Origin of the sequence: Nocardia sp. GP40, from assembly GCF_050434125.1 — a bacterium.
Taxonomy (GTDB): domain Bacteria; phylum Actinomycetota; class Actinomycetes; order Mycobacteriales; family Mycobacteriaceae; genus Nocardia; species Nocardia albiluteola.
In genome coordinates, this window is the sequence record NZ_JBNPVW010000001.1 from 337,415 (window position 1) to 355,395 (window position 17,981).

The window sequence follows — 17,981 nt, forward strand, 5'->3', positions numbered from 1 at the left end:
CCTTGAGCGGGCCGTCATCCGCCGGCCCGACGACCAAGTCTCGTGGCAAGCAGCGGCACGCTGAAGTCGCGGGGAGGCGGGGGAGTTCCTCCCGAGGAGAAGGAGACCGATGTCCGACCCGGAACCGGCCCGTAAGGGTTATCGCCGAGTACTTCTGAAACTGGGCGGGGAGATGTTCGGCGGCGGCAATGTCGGGCTCGACCCGGATGTGGTGCAGACCGTAGCCGAGCAGATCGCGGAGGTGGTCGCGACCGGCGTGCAAGTGGCGGTGGTGATCGGCGGTGGCAACTTCTTCCGCGGCGCCGAGCTCGAGGATCGCGGCATGGAGCGCGCCCGCTCGGACTACATGGGCATGCTCGGCACCGTGATGAACAGCCTTGCGCTGCAGGACTTTCTGCAGAAGCAGGGCGTCGACACCCGGGTGCAGACGGCGATCACCATGGGCCAGGTCGCCGAGCCCTACATTCCGCTGCGGGCCAAGCGGCACCTCGAGAAGGGCCGGGTGGTCATCTTCGGCGCCGGCATGGGCATGCCCTACTTCTCCACCGACACCACCGCGGCCCAGCGCGCTCTGGAGATCGGCGCCGAGGTGGTCCTGATGGCCAAGGCGGTCGACGGCGTGTTCACCGCCGACCCGCGGGTGGATGCCGAGGCCACCATGTTCTCCGAGATCACCCACAAAGAGGTGATCGAGCAGGGACTCAAGGTCGCCGATGCCACCGCCTTCAGCCTTTGTATGGACAACCAGATGCCGATTCTGGTGTTCAATCTTCTGACGAAGGGAAATATCGCCCGCGCGGTGGCCGGCGAGAAGATCGGCACACTGGTTCGGTCCTGAATTCGCCGGGGCGGTGCGTCTCGATGGATCCTGGAACCGACAACGACGAACGCTGTGGAGGAAACGGTCGTGATTGAAGAAGCACTCTTCGACGCCGAGGAGAAGATGGAAAAGGCCGTCTCGGTGGCGAAGGACGATCTCGGATCCATTCGCACTGGCCGGGCGAACCCGAGCATGTTCAGCCGGGTCGTCGTCGAGTACTACGGCACCATGACGCCGATCACCCAGCTGGCCGGCATCACCGTGCCCGAGCCTCGGATGCTTGTCATCAAGCCCTACGAGCAGGCGCAACTGGTGGCCATCGAGACCGCGATCCGCAACTCGGATCTGGGCGTGAACCCGTCGAACAACGGCGACATCATCCGGGTGAACATTCCGCAGCTCACCGAGGAGCGTCGCCGCGAGATGGTCAAACAGGCCAAGTCCAAGGGCGAGGACGCCAAGATCGCCATCCGCAACGTGCGGCGCAAGGCGATGGAGGAGCTGAACCGCATCCAGAAGGACGGCGAGGCCGGCGAGGACGAGGTGGGCCGCGCGGAGAAGGAACTGGACAAGACCACCGGCAAATACGTCGGGCAGATCGATGAGCTGGTCAAGCACAAGGAATCGGAACTGCTCGAGGTCTGACAGGCCCGGCAACGAGTGCCTGCCCGGGGTGGGGACGGAGTGGACGGATACGTGAACAACGGGACGATGATGGCCGAACAGGCGTCCGGTGGCGAGGGCACGCCGGCGAACGAAGCACCCGGTACTCCGGACGCACAGGGAGAGCAGCCGTCCGAGCGGCCGACTGCCCCGGAACCGGCGAAATCCTCTCGGGCCGGCCGTAACTTACCAGCCGCGCTGGCGGTCGGCTTCGGCCTGGGCCTGTCGCTCATCGCGATCCTGCTGTTCGCCCCGAAGATCCTGGTCGGGGTGATCGCGGTCGCCATCGCCATCGCCACCTGGGAGGTCGCCAAGCGGCTGCGCGAGGCCGACGTGCTGGTGCCGCGCATTCCGCTGCTGGTGGGCGGGCAGGCGATGATCTGGCTGGCCTGGCCGTACGGAACGCACGGCGTCGCGGGCGCATTCGGGCTCACGGTCCTGATCTGCATGGCCTGGCGACTGTTCGATCACGGGCTTTCCGCGACGCCGCGGAACTTCCTGCGCGACACCGCGATCACGATCTTCGTACTGTCCTGGATTCCGCTGCTGGCCTCCTTCGCGATCGTGATGCTGACCGAACCGCGCGGCAATCTGCGGGTGTTGACGTTCATGATCCTGGTGGTCTGCTCGGACGTCGGGGGATATGTGGCGGGCGTGCTGTTCGGGCGGCATCCGATGGTTCCGGCCATCAGCCCGAAGAAGTCCTGGGAGGGCTTCGCCGGCTCGCTGGTGTTCTGCGTCATCGGCGGTCTGCTCACCGTGACCCTGCTGTTGCAGGCCAATTCGATGATCGGCGTGCTGCTCGGTGTCGCGGTGGTGCTGGTGGCCACCTCCGGCGATCTGATCGAATCCCAGGTCAAGCGCGAGCTGGGGATCAAGGACATGGGCACCCTGCTGCCCGGGCACGGCGGCATCATGGATCGCCTGGATTCGATGCTGCCCTCGGCGTTCGTATCGTGGCTGGTGCTGACCGCGCTGTTGTAATTCAGGTTTCAATCATTGAAATCTATTGAGCTATAGGCGAATTCCGCGCCCTTTGGCAGCAAATACACAGCTGTCGCGGGTTGGATGAGTGGTGCAGATTCCATCGGACGGAAGGAACCACCATGCATACCGTGATGATCGCCGCCGCAGGAGCCGCGATCGCGCTCGGCCCGGTATTCGGCGCCGGCGCAGCCCTGGCGGAGCATCCGCTGCCCGCCTGCGAAGACGTCTACCAGGCCGATGTGCCGTGCCAGAGCCAGCGCGACCCGGTCCACCCCGCGGGTACCAACCACGACGCGCCGCCTCAGCAACGGGTGGACAATCTGTCCGCCCCGAGCGTGGCCTGATGAGTCCGGGAGCCGGGATGGCCCGGCGCAGAACCGCATTCGACCGGCGTGCGCGACCGGCCTCCGTGCATGCCTGGGAGGCCTGCCTGTTCATCGGAGCGTAGGTCTTCCGTAATCTGGTCGCATTTGGATGAGTTGGATCCACCCGAACGACCGGTAAAGGTTTCCCATGCTCAACCCTGACGGCCTGGCGCCGGACACCGGCATTCCCGCGGCCGCGGCGGCGCGGATGACGATGGACGAGCAGTACGACTGGCACCGGTCGTATCTGCGGCGGCACCCCGTGAGTCGCCGCTCGTTTCTGCGTGGCAGCACCGCGGCGGGTGTGGCCGCCGGTTTCTCCTCGTTCGGCGCGCTGGCCTATGCCCAAGATGCCCCGCTGGCGGTGGCGGGCAGGCACGTCGGCTTCGGCCCGGATGCCGCCAGCCAGCTGCGGTTCTCCGCGCAGCTGTCGCGCAATCCGAGCCGGGGGAAGGTCTATCTCGAACACGGCCCGACGCCCGCGCTGGGTGCGAGCGTCGAGGCGGAGGTGCGCAATCTGGTCACCCAGCTGCCGCGCACGGACGGCGGAGTGCTGGCCGCGGAACAGTTTTATGTGCACGCTCCGGTGGACGGTCTGCCGGGGCGGATTCCGCACTTCTACCGGTGGCGCACCTCCGATGGCTTCGTGAGTGAGGTGGCTGCGGCTGCGACCGCGATGCCGAGCTCGCGCGCGGCGCTGGTGCCGTTCCGCTTCACCATGATGGGCGATCAGGGCACCGACGACATGCCGTCGCAGCCCGCCGGCATGAAGCCCGGCGCGTATCGCAACAAGTACGGCAAGGGCGATGCGCCCGGATCGCGCAACGCGGACGCCATCCAGCGCCAGATCGTCGCGGCGAACCCGGACTTCCATATTCTGGCCGGCGATATCAGCTATGCGGACCCCTCGCACGGCGGTGGGACGGATTGGTTCGTGCCCAGCGCAGCGCCCAAGACCAAGGGCATCGACGCTTACAACCCGTTTGTCTGGGACGACTACTTCCACCTGATCGAATCCAGCGCCGCGCGCGTGCCGTGGATGTTCGCTACCGGCAACCACGACATGGAGGCGGTCTACGGCACGCACGGATACGGCGGGCTGACCAAGCGGTTGGATATGCCCGGCAACGGTCCCGCCGGATGCCCCTCGGTGTACTCGTTCCGCTACGGCAATGTCGCGGTGCTCTCGCTGGACGCCAATGAGGCGTGCTACCAGTATCAGGCCAATCTGGGCTATTCCGGTGGCGCGCAGACGAGTTGGCTCGAGCGGACCCTGGCCTCGCTGCGCGCCGACCCGGCGATCGACTTCATCGTCTGCTTCTTTCACGAATGCGCCTATGCGACCGGCGTGGGCGGCGCGAGCGACGATGGGGTGCGCGGGGCGTTCGCGGCGCTGTTCGATCGCTATGGCGTGGATCTGGCGCTGCAGGGGCACAATCATTGCTTCGAGCGCACCGATCCGATTCGCGGCGGTCGTGCGACGAGGGTGGCCGCGGACAACTCGATCGTCTACCCCGAGACCGACGGGACCGTCTACTACGTGGTCGGCGGTGGTGGTGCGGCGCACGGCGAATTCGATTTCGGGGAGACCTATCGCGGTCACGAGCTGCCCGACACCGCCGTTGCCAAGTCCGGGCTGTGGGATCGCGATGGTAAGCAGCAGTTCGAGGCGGCGCAGTGGTCGCGGGTGCGCTTCAGCCGCTATTCGTTCATCCGCGTGGACGTCCGGCCCGGGGTGTTCTCCAGCGAGATGGATGTGACCGCCGTCGACGCATCCGGCCGCGAATTCGACAAAGTCACCTTCCGGCGGCTGGTGCGGCGGTAACAGCGCACCCGCGCCCGTTCACCATTCCGCCAGGGAACCGTCCCGGCGCTGCCAGATCGGATTGCGCCAGCGGTGACCGGATTCCGCCGCGCGGGCCACGGCGCGTTCGTCGATCGTCAGGCCGAGGCCCGGGCCGTCGGGACGCGCAACGTAGCCGCCGCGGAGGTCGAACACGGCGGGATCGAGCAGATAGTCCAGCAGATCCGTCCCGCTGTTGTAGTGGATGCCGAGGCTGGACTCCTGGATCAGCAGATTCGGGGTGGCGAAGCCGACCTGCAGGGCCGCGGCCAGCGCGATCGGGCCCAGCGGACAGTGCGGGGCCAGGCTCGCGCCGTATGTCTCGGCCAGGGCCGCGATCCTGCGCACCTCGGAGATCCCGCCCGCATGGGACGGATCGGGCTGGGCCACGGCGATGCCCGCGCGCAGCGCAGCCGCGAAATCCCAGCGTGAGTACAACCTTTCGCCGGTGGCGATGGGAATGCTCGTCGCGCCGGTGATCTCGCCGAGCCGATCGCCGAGCTCGGGTACCAGCGGCTCCTCGGCGAACATCGGCAGATAGGGCTCCAGCAGCGGCAGCACACGCCGGGCCATCGCCATGCTGAGGCGACCGTGGAAATCGACGGCGATATCGAAGTCCTCGCCGACCGCGGCGCGCACGGCCGCCACCCGCTCGACGATCTCCCGGGTCGCGCGCGGTGTGTCGATCGGTTCCAGCTCCGCGGCGGCATTCATCTTGATCGCCGTGTAGCCCTGGGACTTTCGCTCCAGCGCTGCGGCGGCGACGTCGTCCGGGCGGTCGCCGCCGATCCAGCCGTACATCCGGATCCGCTCGCGCACCGCCCCGCCCAGTAGCTGCCAGACTGGTATGCCCAGGGCCTTGCCGGTGATGTCCCACAGCGCCTGATCGATGCCCGCGACGGCGCTGGACAGGATCGGCCCGCCGCGATAGAAGCCGCCCTTCGTCAGTGTCTGCCAATGCCTTTCGATACTCATCGGGTTCGCGCCGACGAGGTGGTCCGAGAGCTCGGCGACCGCCGCGGCGACCGTCTGCGCGCGGCCCTCGACCACCGGCTCGCCCCAGCCGATCAGGCCCTCGTCGGTGTCGATCCGCAGGAAACACCAGCGCGGCGCGACCAGGTAGGTGGTCAGGGCGGTGATCTTCATCGGGATTCCTTGCGAACGCTCCAACCGCCGTCCACCACCAGCTCCGCGCCGGTGATGTAGGAGGCATCGGATGAGGCGAGAAACGCCACCGCGGAGGCGATCTCGTCCGGATCGCCGAGGCGTTCCAGCGCGGTCGCCGCGGCCGAGGCGCGCCGGCCCGCGTCGTCGATGCCGTCCCAGGCGGGGGTGAGGATCGGGCCGGGCAGGATGGCATTCACGCGGATGCCCTCGGGCCCGTACTCGACCGCGAGCTGACGCACCAGCGCCGTCAGCCCGCCCTTGGCCGCGGCGTAGCCGGGCCGTCCCGGCAGGCCGAAGTGGGCGTGCACGCTGGAGATCGCGATGACGCTGCCACGGCGGGCGCGCAGGTCCTCGAGGAAGGTGCGGACGCCGAGGAACAGCGGGGTGAGGTTGACCGCCAGGCCCTCGTCCCAGGCCTGTCGTGTCAGTTCGTGCGCCGCGGCGTTCCGATGTGTGAATGCGCTGCTGCACAACACATCCAGCGGCCCGAACAGCCGGTGAACCCGGCCCGCGAGCATGGTCCAATCATCCTCGCGGGACACGTCGCACGATACGAAAGCGGCTCGGTATCCCTCGGCGCGCAGTCCGGTGGCGACGTCGTCGCCGCGCTCGGCGATGTCCGCGAGCACCACCGCGGCTCCCTCCTCGGCCAGGCGCGCGGCGGTTGCCGCCCCAATTCCCGAAGCGGCGCCGGTGACGACCGCGACCCGGCCGGTCAGCCGACGCGATGCCGCCGTCATGATCGGCTCGGGCACGCCGAATGCCCAGCGGTGCAGGATATTCCGACTCGCCGCATGTCGTGCCCGCGCCGACTACGTTGGCAGCCCGACCGCACGCTCACCGCTGCGCCGTTGCTGGATGACGACCGCGGCGACCAGCAGCGCGCCCTGAGCGACGTTCTGCCAGAAGGTGTTAACCCCGACCACGTTGAGCCCGTTGTTCAGCGCGCCGAGCAGCAGCACCGCCAGCAGCGTGCCCGCGACCGTGCCCTTGCCGCCCTTGAGTGCGCTGCCACCCAGGGCCGCGGCGGTGATCGACTGCAGCTCCAAACCCTCACTCCCCGAGACCGGTTGGCCCGATCCGGTGCGCGCGGTGAGAATGATTCCGGCGATCGCGGCGACGATGCCCGCGAGTACGTAGACCGCGATCAGGTACTTGTTGATGTTGATGCCCGAGAGCCGGGCCGCGGTGTCGTTGCCGCCGATGGCGTAGATGTTGCGGCCGACATCGGTGTACTTCAGCAGCACATGCACGCCGATCGAGACGACCGCCAGGATGATCACCGGCACCGGCAGCCCGAGCACCTTGCCGCGCGCCAGAAAGATGAACAGGTCGTTGTCCAGCACGAAGCCCTGCGCCTTGCCGCCCGAGATCAACTGCGCCAGGCCCTTGTAGGCGGCCAGGGTGGCCAGCGTCGCGATCACCGGATTGACCCGGCCGTAGACGATGATGATGCCGTTGACGATTCCGAGCACCACGCCGAATCCGATCGCCGCCAGGATGCCCAGCCACGGGTTGCTCCCCATGGAGGTGAACACCATCGCGCTGATCACCGAGGCGACCCCGGCCTGCGATCCGACCGAGATATCCATCGCGCCGCAGATGATCACCACAGTCTGCACGACGGCCAGCAGCCCGAAAACCGTGACCGCGTCACCGATTCCGGCCAGATTCCCGGTCGAGAGATAGCCGCCGTTGAGGGAGCTGAAGATGATGACCAGCACGACCAGCGCACCGATCAGGCTCAGGTTGCCCGGGCCGATCGCGCGCAGTATTCGGCGCGGGGTCAGGGCGGAGGAGTCGAGGCGGCGCGCGGTGGAGGATTCCGGCGCGCCGGGAGAGGAGTCGGAGGTGGGGCCGGCCGCCGGATGCGGGGTCGTGCTCTGGTCGGTCATTGAGAATCCTTGCGGGAGAGATCATCTGGGCCCGTCGGCGCCGGATGTATGAGTCGTCAGGGTGTCGGCGCCGAGTCCGCGGCGGTCAGGTCCGAGGCCATGGCCAGCGCGAGGATGGCCTCCTCGCTGGCCTCGTCGCGGCTCAGCTCGCCGGTCACCCGTCCCTGCTGCATGACCACGATGCGGTCGGCCAGGCCCAGCACCTCGGGCAGCTCGGAGGAGATGACCAGTACGGCCACACCGGATTCGGCCAATTCCTCGATGACGTGATAGATCTCGATCTTGGCGCCGACATCGACACCGCGAGTGGGCTCGTCGAGGATCAGCACCGTGGGCTTGCGGGCGAGCCAGCGCGCCAGCACCACCTTCTGCTGATTGCCACCCGAGAGCTTGCGTACCTCCTGCTCGAGCGAGGGCGTTCGGATCCGCAGGGCGTCGACATACTCTCGGGCCAGCCGGGTTTCGGCGGCCCGGCGCACGAATCTCAACCGCCGCAGCCGATCCAGCACCGCCAGCGAAATATTGTCCCGCACGCCGCGGTGCAGCAGCAGCGCCTGTGCCTTGCGCTCCTCGGGCGCATATCCCATGCCGGCGCGCACCGCATCGCGGGGCTGGCGCAGGTGCAGCCGCGTGCCGTCCACTCGCACCTCGCCGGAGTGGATCTGCAGGTCCCCGACCAGTGCTCCGGCCAGCTCGGACCGTCCCGCGCCGACCAATCCGGCCAGCGCGACGACCTCCCCGGCCCGCACCGTCAGGCTCACCTCGCGCACGTCGTCGGTGGTGACCGCATCGACCTCCAGCAGGACCCGGCCGGGCACATTGTGCTTGCGCGCGAACACCGTCGACAGATCGCGCCCGACCATCATCGCCACGATCTCGCGATCGGTCGTCTCGGAGGTGGATCGCTCGCCGACCATCGCGCCGTCCCGCAGCACGACCACCCGGTCGGCCACCTGGAAGATCTCTCGCATCCGGTGCGAGACGTAGATGACCGCCAGGCCCTGCTCGCGCAGCCGCCCGATCAGTGCGAACAGCGACTCGGTCTCGTGGTCGGACAGTGAGGACGTGGGCTCGTCGAAGGCGATGACCCTGGCCTCGGTGGTCAGCGCCCGCATGATCTCCACCAGCTGGCGTTGCGCGGCGGTCAGTTTCGACCCGAGCACGTCCGGATCCAGGGCGCGCTCGAAGCCGAGCCGGGCCAGATCTTCGCGCATCCGGGCGTTCAGGACCGCCCGATCGACGAATCGTCCGGCACGGCGGGGCAATTCGCCGAGGTAGACGTTCTCCGCGACCGAGACGTGCGGCACGATCTCGGGCTCCTGGGCGATCACCCGGATCCCGGCGGTGCGCGCCGCGGCCGGGGTGGCAGGGGCGAAGGGTGCGCCGTCGAGCTCGAGATCGCCGCCGTCGGGACGGTGATCGCCGCCGAGAATCCTGATGAGCGTGGACTTTCCGGCGCCGTTCTCGCCGATCAGTGCGGTCACCACGCCCGCGGGGAAGTCCACGCTCACCTCGCGCAGGGCGGGCACGCCGGCGAAACTCTTGGAGATCGCGTTCGCGCGCAGCCCGCCCCGCTGGTCGTTCAGCTGCACTTCAGCCCCGACTGCTGCCAGTTGCTCGCATCGACCATCTTGGTGGGCGCGAACGCCTCCGCCGGCATCGCCTTGCCGTTCTTCAGGTAGTCGACCATGGTCTGGACGGCCAGCGCGCCGACATCGGTGCCGTTGATGAACAGCGCGGCCTTGAATCCGGTGGGCTTGCCGCTGCGCCACTCCTTGCACGCCAGGTAGGCGCCGAGGCCCACACCCAGGACGTCGTCGGCGGAGTAGCCGGCGTTCTGGATCGCCGAGACGCCGCCGCTGACGTTCTCGTCGTTGCAGCCCATGACGATCCAGTGCTTCACCGACCGGTTGCCTGCGACCGTCGCGGAGATCTTGTTCTGTGCATCGGACGGGGTGTTGTCGGTGCCGACCTCGATCACCCGCACGGGCGCGCCCGCGGCCTGGGCGAACGCCTTCTCGTTGGCCTTGACCCGGTCGGTGCAGACGGTCACGTCCTGCTTCCAGGCGTCCACGATCGCGGTGTCCGCGGGGTTCCAGCCGGACTTCTTGAAGTCCTCGCCCGCGCGGGTGCCGACATCGGTCCCCATCTGGGTGCCGCTGAACCCGACCCGGGGCAGCAGATCCTTCGCATCGCACTTGGAGGGGTCGGGGCCGGTTACGCAGACCTGGTCGTCGGAGCTGAGCAGCGCGACGTTGCCCGCCTTGGTCAGCTGCACGACCTGGGGGCCGACCGCCGGGTCCGGCGGGACGACGATCATGCCGTTGGCCTTCTGGCTCACCGCGTTCTGCGTCTCGCTGATCGCCTTGTTGGCGTCGTTGCCCAGATCCACCACCTTCAGGTCCGCGCCGAGCGCGGCGGCCTTGGCCTTGGCGCCGTCGGCCTCGTCGATGAAATACTCCTGGTCGCCCTGCTTCTGGGCGTACACGAGGCTGATCTTGCTGGTCAGGTGCTGGGGTCCGCTTGCGGCAGAGCCGGATTCCTTGCCGGAGGAACAGGCGGAGGTGGCCAGGGCCAGCGCCAATCCGCACACTGCTACGCCGGTCCAACGACGATGGTGGGTCCAGGACATGGACACTCCTAGGTGATCTGCCGCACAGTCGGCATTATTTGGTGGTGGCGGTCACACTATGACTTCTGGTAACTGTTGTAAATACCGTTGGTCGAAGTGATTTCGGACGAGTGGCGCCGAAGCGGAAGGATCCCTGGCGTGTACCAGCTGACCGCGCGTGACATCAGGCGCCGCAACAGATTCGCCGTCCTGCAGGCGGTGTATGCCGCGGCGCCTGGATATATCAGTCGCCAGGAGGTTGCCAAGGCGACCGGGCTGTCGTTCGCCACGGTCGGCAACATGATCGCCGAACTGCTCGACGTCGGGGTGCTGGCGGAGCTCGGCTACGATGCGGCAAGCGTCGGGCGCCCGCGGGCGCGCCTGGCGATCAACCCGGAGCGCGGGATGCTGGCGGGGGTCGACATCGCCGAAACGGCAATACACTTCGACCTGTTCGACCTGACTATGACGGTGCTGCGCTCGGTGGAGATTCCGGTCGAGCCGACGGCCACCCGGCCCGAGGATGTGGTGGCGCTGATAGCGCGCGGCATCCGCGAGCTGGTCGGTGCCGACGCGGGCAGGGTGCTGGGCGTCGGACTCAGCGTGCCCGGGCCGGTCGAACCCGAGCGCGGGGTCTCGGTCTTCTCGCCGTATTGGGACTGGCACGACATCGAGCTGAAAAGCCTCTTGGAGCGGCATCTTTCGCATCCGGTGTACCTGGACAATCCGCTCAAGGCCAGCGCCGTGGCACAGCTGTGGTTCGGGGCGGGCCGCGACGTGGACGATCTGATCGTGCTCACGCTGCGGGCCGGGGTCGGCATCGGTGTGGTGATCGACGGCGCGCTGTATCGCGGCGTCGGCAACAGCGCGGGGGAGTGGGGGCACACCATCCTGGTGCTGGACGGGCGCGAATGCCGGTGTGGGCGAAGAGGTTGCGTGGAGGCCTATGTCGGTGCGCCCGGCATCGTGGCCACGCTGCGCGAGCACGATCCGGGCAGTGGTCTGCTGCGGTCCGACGACGCCGCCACCATCGCGGCCATTGCGACAGCCGCTGCACGCGGGGATACCTTGGCGCGCACGGTGATCGAGATCACCGGCCACTACCTCGGTGTCGCCGTCGCGAATCTGGTGAATCTGTTCAATCCGCGCACCATGGTCTTCGGCGATCTGGTGGCGAACCTCCTCGGCGAGCCGCTGCTGGAGGCCACCCGGCGGGTTGCCGCCGAGCATGCCATGACCGCGCCCTTCGAGGCCGTCTCCCTGCAACTGTGCACCCTGCCGCACAACCCGGCCAGCCTCGGCGCCGCCACCCTGGCGCTCGAGGCGTTCCTCGCCGACCGCGAGACCTTCGGTTCGATCGCCGCACGCCGGGCCCAGCGCGCGAGCTCGACCTAGCTTCCCCTCGGCCTCGGATTCCTCCGCGCCTTCCTGCTGACCGGGATCGAGGCTGGATGTGTTGCAGGTCACCTCGCAGGCTCGGTGCATGATTCGGATTGGCATGTTGCTGCCCTACGTCGAGGGCTTGGTCACGTCGGGCGGATTTCTCCGGGACCTGGCTGGGACGCTGGAGGAATGTGGCGTCGAATCGCTCTGGACCGTCGAGCACGTGGTCGTGGCGGACGGCTACGAGGCCCGCTACCCCTACTCTGCGGACGGGCGGATGCCCGGACCCGAGCACGGCGTCCCGATGACCGATCCGCTCGAGACGATCGCCTTCATGGCCGGGGCGACCGAGGCGTTGCGATTCGGCACCGCGATGGTGGTGGCTCCGCTGCACAGCCCTGTCGTGCTGGCCAAGCGGGCCGCGACGATCGCACTGCATTCGGCGGACCGGCTGCTGCTCGGGCTCGGAATCGGCTGGCAGCAGGAGGAATACGCGGCGGTGGGGGCGCCGTTCCGGCAGCGTGGCGCCCGTCTGGAGGAGAGCATCGAGGCGATGCGCGCGCTGTGGCGCGATGCCCCGGCGGCCTACCACGGCGAGCACTACTCGTTCGATCCGCTGTTCTGCGAGCCGCGGCCCGCATCCGGACGGGTGCCGATCGTGTTGGGCGGCAACAGCGAACCGGCTGTGCGCCGGGCGGGTCGGATCGGCGACGGGTGGTTCCCGTACACGATCACCCCGGAGGGATTCGCCGAGGGCGCGGACCTGGTCCGGACGGAGGCCGCGGCCGCGGGACGCGACGACGGTGCGGTCGAACTCACCGCGTGGCCCGGATCCTGTGATCCCACCCGGGAGTTCGACGCCGACTTTGTCCGGGGCTACACCGATGCGGGCGCGACCAGGCTGGTGATCTACCCGCCGATGTACGGGCCCGAATCCCTGCTGGGACCCGCGGGACTGACGGGCCTGCCCGCGTACGTCGACCGCTTCCGCGAGCAGGTGGTGAGCACACTGTGAGCGGGCGCAGCGCAGTGCACGCTGGAATCGGGCGTCGGGGAGGACGTGGTGCGATCGGGCGTCGCGGCGGAGTCGGGGTCGCGGGCGTCGGCAAGGTGCAGCCGTGGCTGTGAACATATTGGACCGCATCACGATTCGGCTCGACGACGTCGGCACGTGGCTGGAGCGCTGGCAGCGCGAGTATCTGCCCGGAGCGCAGCGGCGCGGTATGCGAGTGGTGCGGCGCTGGCGGTCGTTCGCCGACGTCGGGGCGATCACCGTCCATGTGCTGTGGGAGATCGACGGCGTGTACCCGTTCTACGGGATGCGCGGTGCGGCCGGTGGCGATCCGGCGGTGGCCGAGTTCTGGGCCTGGGCCGATGAGCATGTGGTGTCCCGCGACCGCAGCGTGCTGGAGCCGATGGGAGATCCGTCATGACCCGCTGGGTGATTCGAACCGAATCCGACGCGGCCGGTCCGCTCGAGGGTTCGGGCGGTCCCGATCTGCCCGGTAGTACCGGCGGCCTCGGCATGACCTGGGACGTGGTGGCCGACGAGGTGACCGCGGCGTGGCCGGACGTGCCCGCGTCGGCCGATGTGGTGCCGCTGACCCCGGTGCTGGCCGTGCACGCGCCGCTGGCCGGTCCGCGCATCAAACGCACGCTGCTGCTGCGCGTGCGTCCCGGCACGCCCGAGGACACCGTGCGGCGATTCGAGGACGCGCTGACGGCCATGCCGCGCTACATCTCCTCGATCCACTCCTGGGCGCTGAGCCGCACCGCCACCGGACCGTGGACCCATGCCTGGGAGCAGGAGTTCGCCGACCTCGACGGCCTTAACGGCGAATACCTCTGCCACCCGTACCACTGGACCTGCGTGGACCGGTGGTTCGACCCCGAGTCGCCGGCCTCGATCGTGGAGCCGGGGTACGCCCATCTGTTCCGCTGGGCCGAGGGGCCGGTGCTGCGGTACTGATCGGCCTGACTGCCGGGGCCGGTCGCGCCGGTGCCGCGGTCGGGTGATGTTCGGCCGAGCCGGGTCCGTTGCGACGTGCCCCGGATGCCGCCTCGACGGCCCGGTGCCGACTGTGAGCTTGCCGACCTGGTGATATTCCGGCTGATTGGCGTCGGTTCGGCTCGATCGGCCCGCTGGCGCGGGCGCCCAGACGTCGTCGGGGCCGGGTGTGATCGGTTCGACTCTCCCCTGACCACATCGCCCGGCGCACGGATGGGACACTGGTGGGTGCTATGGCTACCCCTCTTCCGCTCGTTTTCGATGCCCCGCGCCGCGGCATGCCCCCGCGGCACCTCGCCGACCTCGACGCGGACGAGCGCCGTACGGCGGTCCAGGAGCTGGGCCTGCCCAAGTTCCGCGCCGACCAGATAGCCCGGCAGTACTACGGACGCCTGGTCGCGGATCCGGAACGGATGACCGACCTACCGGCCCCGCTGCGCGCGAGGGTGGCCGAGGCGCTGTTCCCTCCGTTGCTGTCCGAGGTTCGCCACGTCGCCTGCGACGACGGCACCACCCGCAAGACCCTGTGGCGCGCAGGCGATGGCACCCTGCTCGAGTCGGTCCTCATGCGCTACCCCGACCGCAACACCCTGTGCATCTCCAGCCAGGCCGGCTGCGGCATGGCCTGCCCCTTCTGCGCCACCGGCCAGGGCGGCCTCAACCGCAACCTGTCCACCGCCGAAATCGTCGACCAGGTACGCGCCGCCGCGGCGGCGTTACGCGACGGCGAGGTGGCGGGAGGCCCGGGACGGCTGTCCAACATCGTCTTCATGGGCATGGGTGAGCCGCTAGCGAACTACAAGCGTGTAATTCGTGCGGTTCGTGCGATTACGTCGCCGGCTCCGGATGGTTTCGGGATTTCGCAGCGCAATGTGGTGGTTTCGACTGTTGGTCTGGCGCCGGCTATTCGGAAGTTCGCGGACGAGGGTATGTCGGTGACTTTGGCTGTGTCGCTGCATACTCCGGATGATGAGTTGCGGGATACGTTGGTGCCGGTGAACAATCGTTGGCCGATCGCCGAAGTGCTTGATGCGGCAAGATATTACGCGGACAAGTCCGGTCGCCGGGTGTCGATCGAGTATGCGTTGATCAGGGACATCAACGATCATCCGTGGCGTGCGGACATGTTGGGCAAGAAGTTGCACAAGGCGCTGGGTTCGCGCGTGCACGTGAATCTGATTCCGTTGAATCCGACCCCGGGTTCGAAGTGGGATGCGTCGCCGAAACCTGTTGAGCGGGAGTTCGTTCGGCGGGTGGAGGCGCAGGGTGTGCCGTGCACGGTGCGCGATACGCGGGGTCAGGAGATCGCCGCGGCGTGCGGCCAGCTCGCCGCTGAGGGCTGATAGGTCGAAGGGTGCCGCAGCCCGGCGTTGCACAGCAGCCGGACCATGGCACGAGTCTCAGCCGATCAGCGCGGCGAGTTCGGTGCGGAGGCGGTCGAGTTCTGCGCTTCCGGTGGTGGGGAAGCGTAAGATCGGGACGTTGTATGCGGCGCAGATGGCGTTTTTGATGGCATCGAGTTCGAGTTGGTGCGGGGCGTTTTCGTGGTAGTCGAAGCCGTCGACCTCGATCACGCACAGGCGTTGCTTGGTGATGCGGTTGTAGAGGTCGAAATCCACTGAGGCGGATCGGGATCGCGTGAATTGGAGCTGCCGCCGGTCGAGTCGGTCGGTGTCAGGCAGGAGGTGTCTGATGTGGACCTGCTCGTTGTACCAGAAACCCTGGAAGTCGGGTTCGTTCAGGACCTGTTCCAGCGCGGCTCGCATGATGTTCTCCGAGAGATGTTTGGACTCGTCCCGGATGTGGTTCGCGAGTGTGGACAGCACCGCGGAATAGTCTTTATACAGCAGGTCGAAGATCGACACAACAGGGCTGTCGAAGAACTCCTTGTCCGGAAACTGATAGCGGATGTAGCCGATCAGATCGCGCAGGTTCCGGCTCTTGGGCTGCAGATCATGATGGGTGACCAGGATGAAGCGTTTCCGTGCGCGGGATACGGCCACATTGATCAGTTCCGGGGAGTCGGCGAATGTCAGCGCCTTCTCGATATCCGGTCTATTGTCCAGCACCGTCGTCATGATGATCGCCGCCTTCTCCCGGCCCTGAAATTTGTGGACGGTGTCGGATTCGATGCTCGAGTTCAGCACATCGGTAACCCGGTTCGCCTGCGGCCGGTACGGCGTGGTAACACCGACCTGGTCGTCCGGAAATTCGGCGCAGTACCGCGGCAGCACATCCTGGCGAATGATATCGATCTCGCGTTGGTTGATTCGCCCGCCGCGCTTGCCCGTTCTTTCGTCGAGCCAGCGCATGTGGTTACCCGGTGGCGTGCGGACAACGACCATGGATTGGTAGCCCGGGGTACTGCGAGTGAACGGAACGAGGTTGTCCTGGTAGAACTTCTGATTGCAGAAGCCGATGATGCGGGGATCGGAACGGTAGTGCTCGCGCAGCGGGACCCGCGGCAGCCAGGTGCCGTAGATGTCGGTCAGCGACGAGAGAATGCTCTGCTTCCGATAGTCGTACGCGGGATTCGGGGCGGATCCGGTGACTGATTCCGGAATATTCGCAACAGGCTGTAGCTGCCGCAGATCGCCGACGACGATCAGGTTGCGGCAGTGAGCCAGTGCCACGGCGGCGGCGACCAGGTCTACCTGCGAGGCCTCGTCGATGATGAGATAGTCGACGAGTTGTCCTGTGCCGATACTATTTTCGAGGGAATGGCAGGTGCTCAGGATAACGGGATAGTCGCGGGTGAAGTGCCGCCAGTCTCGCCGATATCCGAAGTCGTACGACCGCGGGGTGTGTTCCGCATAGCGTTGACGCAGGCTCTCGGTGAGCCAGGCAACGGAGAGTTGCTGCTGCTGGGCGGCGAGATCGCTGAAGTTGGATGCCTCCAATGACTTTCGTGCCCATTCGATCTTGCGCTCGAGTTCGGTGATCTTCGCGTCGTAGTAGAGCTGATGCAGCCGGAACACAATATCGATGTCCTGGGCGTCGGCATGGCGCATGGAACGATATTTGAAGTATTTGCTGATCCGGTCCACCACACCCGCGATTCCTGTGGCTCGCGCCAGTTCCGGATCGGTGTCGGCGATGAAGGCGAGAATCTTGGCCGGCCGCCACCGCAGTACCGGTAGCTGCTCCTGGTCGGGCAGTTCGTGCCGTTCCAAGTAGGCCCGGAAGTGCACACGTTCCAGTTCGTAGGCGGCATGCTCGATATGCAGGTCCGCGAGATCGCGTTCGATTTCACGCAGCCGTATCAGACGCTGATCCCGGGCGGTCATTTCCTCTGCGCGGGGCAGGGGCGCCGATGCGGCGGACCCCAGTTGCTGGACGATCAGATTTCGCGCGGGCTGCTCCAGGAAGAACTTCGCCTTCTTCTTGTTGTTGCCGAGATTTGCTGTGACATAACCGAATCCGGCCTCGACGAGTTTGGTGTGCACATTGTCCACGGCCGAATTGTTCGACGACACGACCACCACCGTCTTGGATTCATCGACAATGATATTGGCGATCAGATTGAGGATGGTCTGCGTCTTGCCGGTGCCGGGTGGGCCATCGATCACCGAAATCGGGTGGCGCAAGCAATTGTCGATAGCCGCGCGTTGGCTGAGATTCGTGTCGAAGGGGTACAGCGGCGGTGATACCGGCCGCTCGACCTGCTCGATCGGGGTTCGATGGAGATAACGATGGAGCGCGCTGTCCGGATGCACGAACAACGGCCGCTCGTGTGCCTCCCGAAGCGTCTGCCCTTCCTCCGGCAGGCGCGCGGCGACAGCGCGCCAGTAGGCCAGTAACTGGTCGGCCTGCGGATGGTATGCCCCGACGCGTATGACCTGTATCCGATCCCCGCGGTACGCCGAGAAGGAGTGCTTTTCACCGGGGAATATATGCCACCAATCCTGCCCGCCTCCTTGGAATCGGTAGGCTGCGGTCACTCCGTCGCGAGGTCTGCCGTCGACCAGGATGCGCTGATGCGGACCGAGAGGTACGGCCTGCGGATGCTGCAATACGAGCGCTCGTTGCTGCCCGTAGGGAAAGGTTCCGCCCGTGTGAAAGGTGATGCGAGTACGATCCGCCGTGGGTTGCACCGCCGCCACGTCCGCGGTGCGATTCTGGAACGGCTCGTCCGCTGATTTCCGAATCAGTACTGCCTGCTGAGTTGGATCTACCATCGGAGCCCCCTGTCGATTGCCGGTTAATGAGGTTGCCGTGAGGGAAATCGTTGTGCTGCAG

16 protein-coding genes are annotated in these 17,981 nt (G+C 67.1%); 10 read left to right on the plus strand and 6 right to left on the minus strand.

Annotated features, from left to right (window positions below; translation table 11 throughout):
- The first annotated feature begins 109 nt into the window (after positions 1-109).
- From pyrH to ABH933_RS01395, 5 genes are all read left to right on the plus strand, one after another.
- Positions 110-838 carry a UMP kinase gene (gene pyrH, locus ABH933_RS01375; RefSeq protein ID WP_215918756.1) on the plus strand — a complete coding sequence of 243 codons (729 nt, stop codon included), beginning with the start codon at positions 110-112 and terminating at the stop codon, positions 836-838.
- A 69-nt stretch (positions 839-907) separates the two neighbouring features.
- Positions 908-1,465 carry a ribosome recycling factor gene (gene frr, locus ABH933_RS01380; RefSeq protein WP_215918757.1) on the plus strand — a complete coding sequence of 186 codons (558 nt, stop codon included), beginning with the start codon at positions 908-910 and terminating at the stop codon, positions 1,463-1,465.
- 69 nt (positions 1,466-1,534) lie between these two features.
- Positions 1,535-2,467, plus strand: coding sequence for a phosphatidate cytidylyltransferase (locus tag ABH933_RS01385; protein WP_429415646.1), 933 nt, complete (start codon positions 1,535-1,537; stop codon positions 2,465-2,467).
- A gap of 122 nt (positions 2,468-2,589) precedes the next feature.
- Positions 2,590-2,814, plus strand: coding sequence for a hypothetical protein (locus tag ABH933_RS01390; RefSeq protein WP_429414163.1), 225 nt, complete (start codon positions 2,590-2,592; stop codon positions 2,812-2,814).
- A 169-nt stretch (positions 2,815-2,983) separates the two neighbouring features.
- On the plus strand, positions 2,984-4,660 hold the full coding sequence (locus tag ABH933_RS01395; protein WP_215918758.1) for a metallophosphoesterase: 1,677 nt from the start codon (positions 2,984-2,986) through the stop codon (positions 4,658-4,660).
- 18 nt (positions 4,661-4,678) lie between these two features.
- On the opposite strand, the gene dgoD is transcribed toward ABH933_RS01395, so the two are convergent.
- Genes dgoD through ABH933_RS01420 form a run of 5 tightly spaced genes read right to left on the minus strand, consistent with a single transcriptional unit; the run spans position 4,679 to position 10,372 of the window.
- Positions 4,679-5,824, minus strand: coding sequence for a galactonate dehydratase (gene dgoD / locus ABH933_RS01400; protein WP_429414166.1), 1,146 nt, complete (start codon positions 5,822-5,824; stop codon positions 4,679-4,681).
- Positions 5,821-6,600 (minus strand): SDR family NAD(P)-dependent oxidoreductase, encoded by a 780-nt coding sequence (locus tag ABH933_RS01405; protein ID WP_429414169.1) that lies wholly within the window; start codon positions 6,598-6,600, stop codon positions 5,821-5,823. Before ABH933_RS01405 ends, dgoD begins: the two co-directional genes overlap by 4 nt.
- 57 nt (positions 6,601-6,657) lie before the next feature.
- Complete coding sequence (locus ABH933_RS01410) at positions 6,658-7,740, minus strand: ABC transporter permease (RefSeq protein ID WP_429414173.1); 1,083 nt, start codon at positions 7,738-7,740, stop codon at positions 6,658-6,660.
- Positions 7,741-7,796: 56 nt separating this feature from the next.
- Positions 7,797-9,332 (minus strand): sugar ABC transporter ATP-binding protein, encoded by a 1,536-nt coding sequence (locus ABH933_RS01415; protein WP_429414175.1) that lies wholly within the window; start codon positions 9,330-9,332, stop codon positions 7,797-7,799.
- Positions 9,323-10,372: a substrate-binding domain-containing protein gene (locus ABH933_RS01420; RefSeq protein ID WP_215918763.1), complete on the minus strand. Its 1,050-nt coding sequence runs from the start codon at positions 10,370-10,372 to the stop codon at positions 9,323-9,325. Before ABH933_RS01420 ends, ABH933_RS01415 begins: the two co-directional genes overlap by 10 nt.
- Before the next feature lie 138 nt (positions 10,373-10,510).
- Here ABH933_RS01420 and ABH933_RS01425 point away from each other — a divergent pair, with 138 nt between their 5' ends.
- From ABH933_RS01425 to rlmN, 5 genes are all read left to right on the plus strand, one after another.
- Positions 10,511-11,746 carry an ROK family protein gene (locus ABH933_RS01425; RefSeq protein ID WP_429414179.1) on the plus strand — a complete coding sequence of 412 codons (1,236 nt, stop codon included), beginning with the start codon at positions 10,511-10,513 and terminating at the stop codon, positions 11,744-11,746.
- Between the two features lie 88 nt (positions 11,747-11,834).
- Positions 11,835-12,749 carry an LLM class F420-dependent oxidoreductase gene (locus ABH933_RS01430; RefSeq protein ID WP_429414182.1) on the plus strand — a complete coding sequence of 305 codons (915 nt, stop codon included), beginning with the start codon at positions 11,835-11,837 and terminating at the stop codon, positions 12,747-12,749.
- Positions 12,750-12,852: 103 nt separating this feature from the next.
- Complete coding sequence (locus ABH933_RS01435; RefSeq protein WP_429414185.1) at positions 12,853-13,167, plus strand: hypothetical protein; 315 nt, start codon at positions 12,853-12,855, stop codon at positions 13,165-13,167.
- Positions 13,164-13,703: a Dabb family protein gene (locus ABH933_RS01440; protein WP_429414188.1), complete on the plus strand. Its 540-nt coding sequence runs from the start codon at positions 13,164-13,166 to the stop codon at positions 13,701-13,703. The genes ABH933_RS01435 and ABH933_RS01440 overlap by 4 nt, the downstream gene beginning before the upstream one ends.
- Positions 13,704-13,975: 272 nt before the next feature.
- Positions 13,976-15,085 (plus strand): 23S rRNA (adenine(2503)-C(2))-methyltransferase RlmN, encoded by a 1,110-nt coding sequence (gene rlmN, locus ABH933_RS01445; RefSeq protein WP_429414191.1) that lies wholly within the window; start codon positions 13,976-13,978, stop codon positions 15,083-15,085.
- Positions 15,086-15,142: 57 nt separating this feature from the next.
- Here rlmN and ABH933_RS01450 read toward each other — a convergent pair whose 3' ends face one another.
- Positions 15,143-17,920, minus strand: a complete 2,778-nt coding sequence (locus ABH933_RS01450) for an AAA domain-containing protein (protein ID WP_429414193.1) — start codon at positions 17,918-17,920, stop codon at positions 15,143-15,145.
- Positions 17,921-17,981 lie beyond the last annotated feature (61 nt).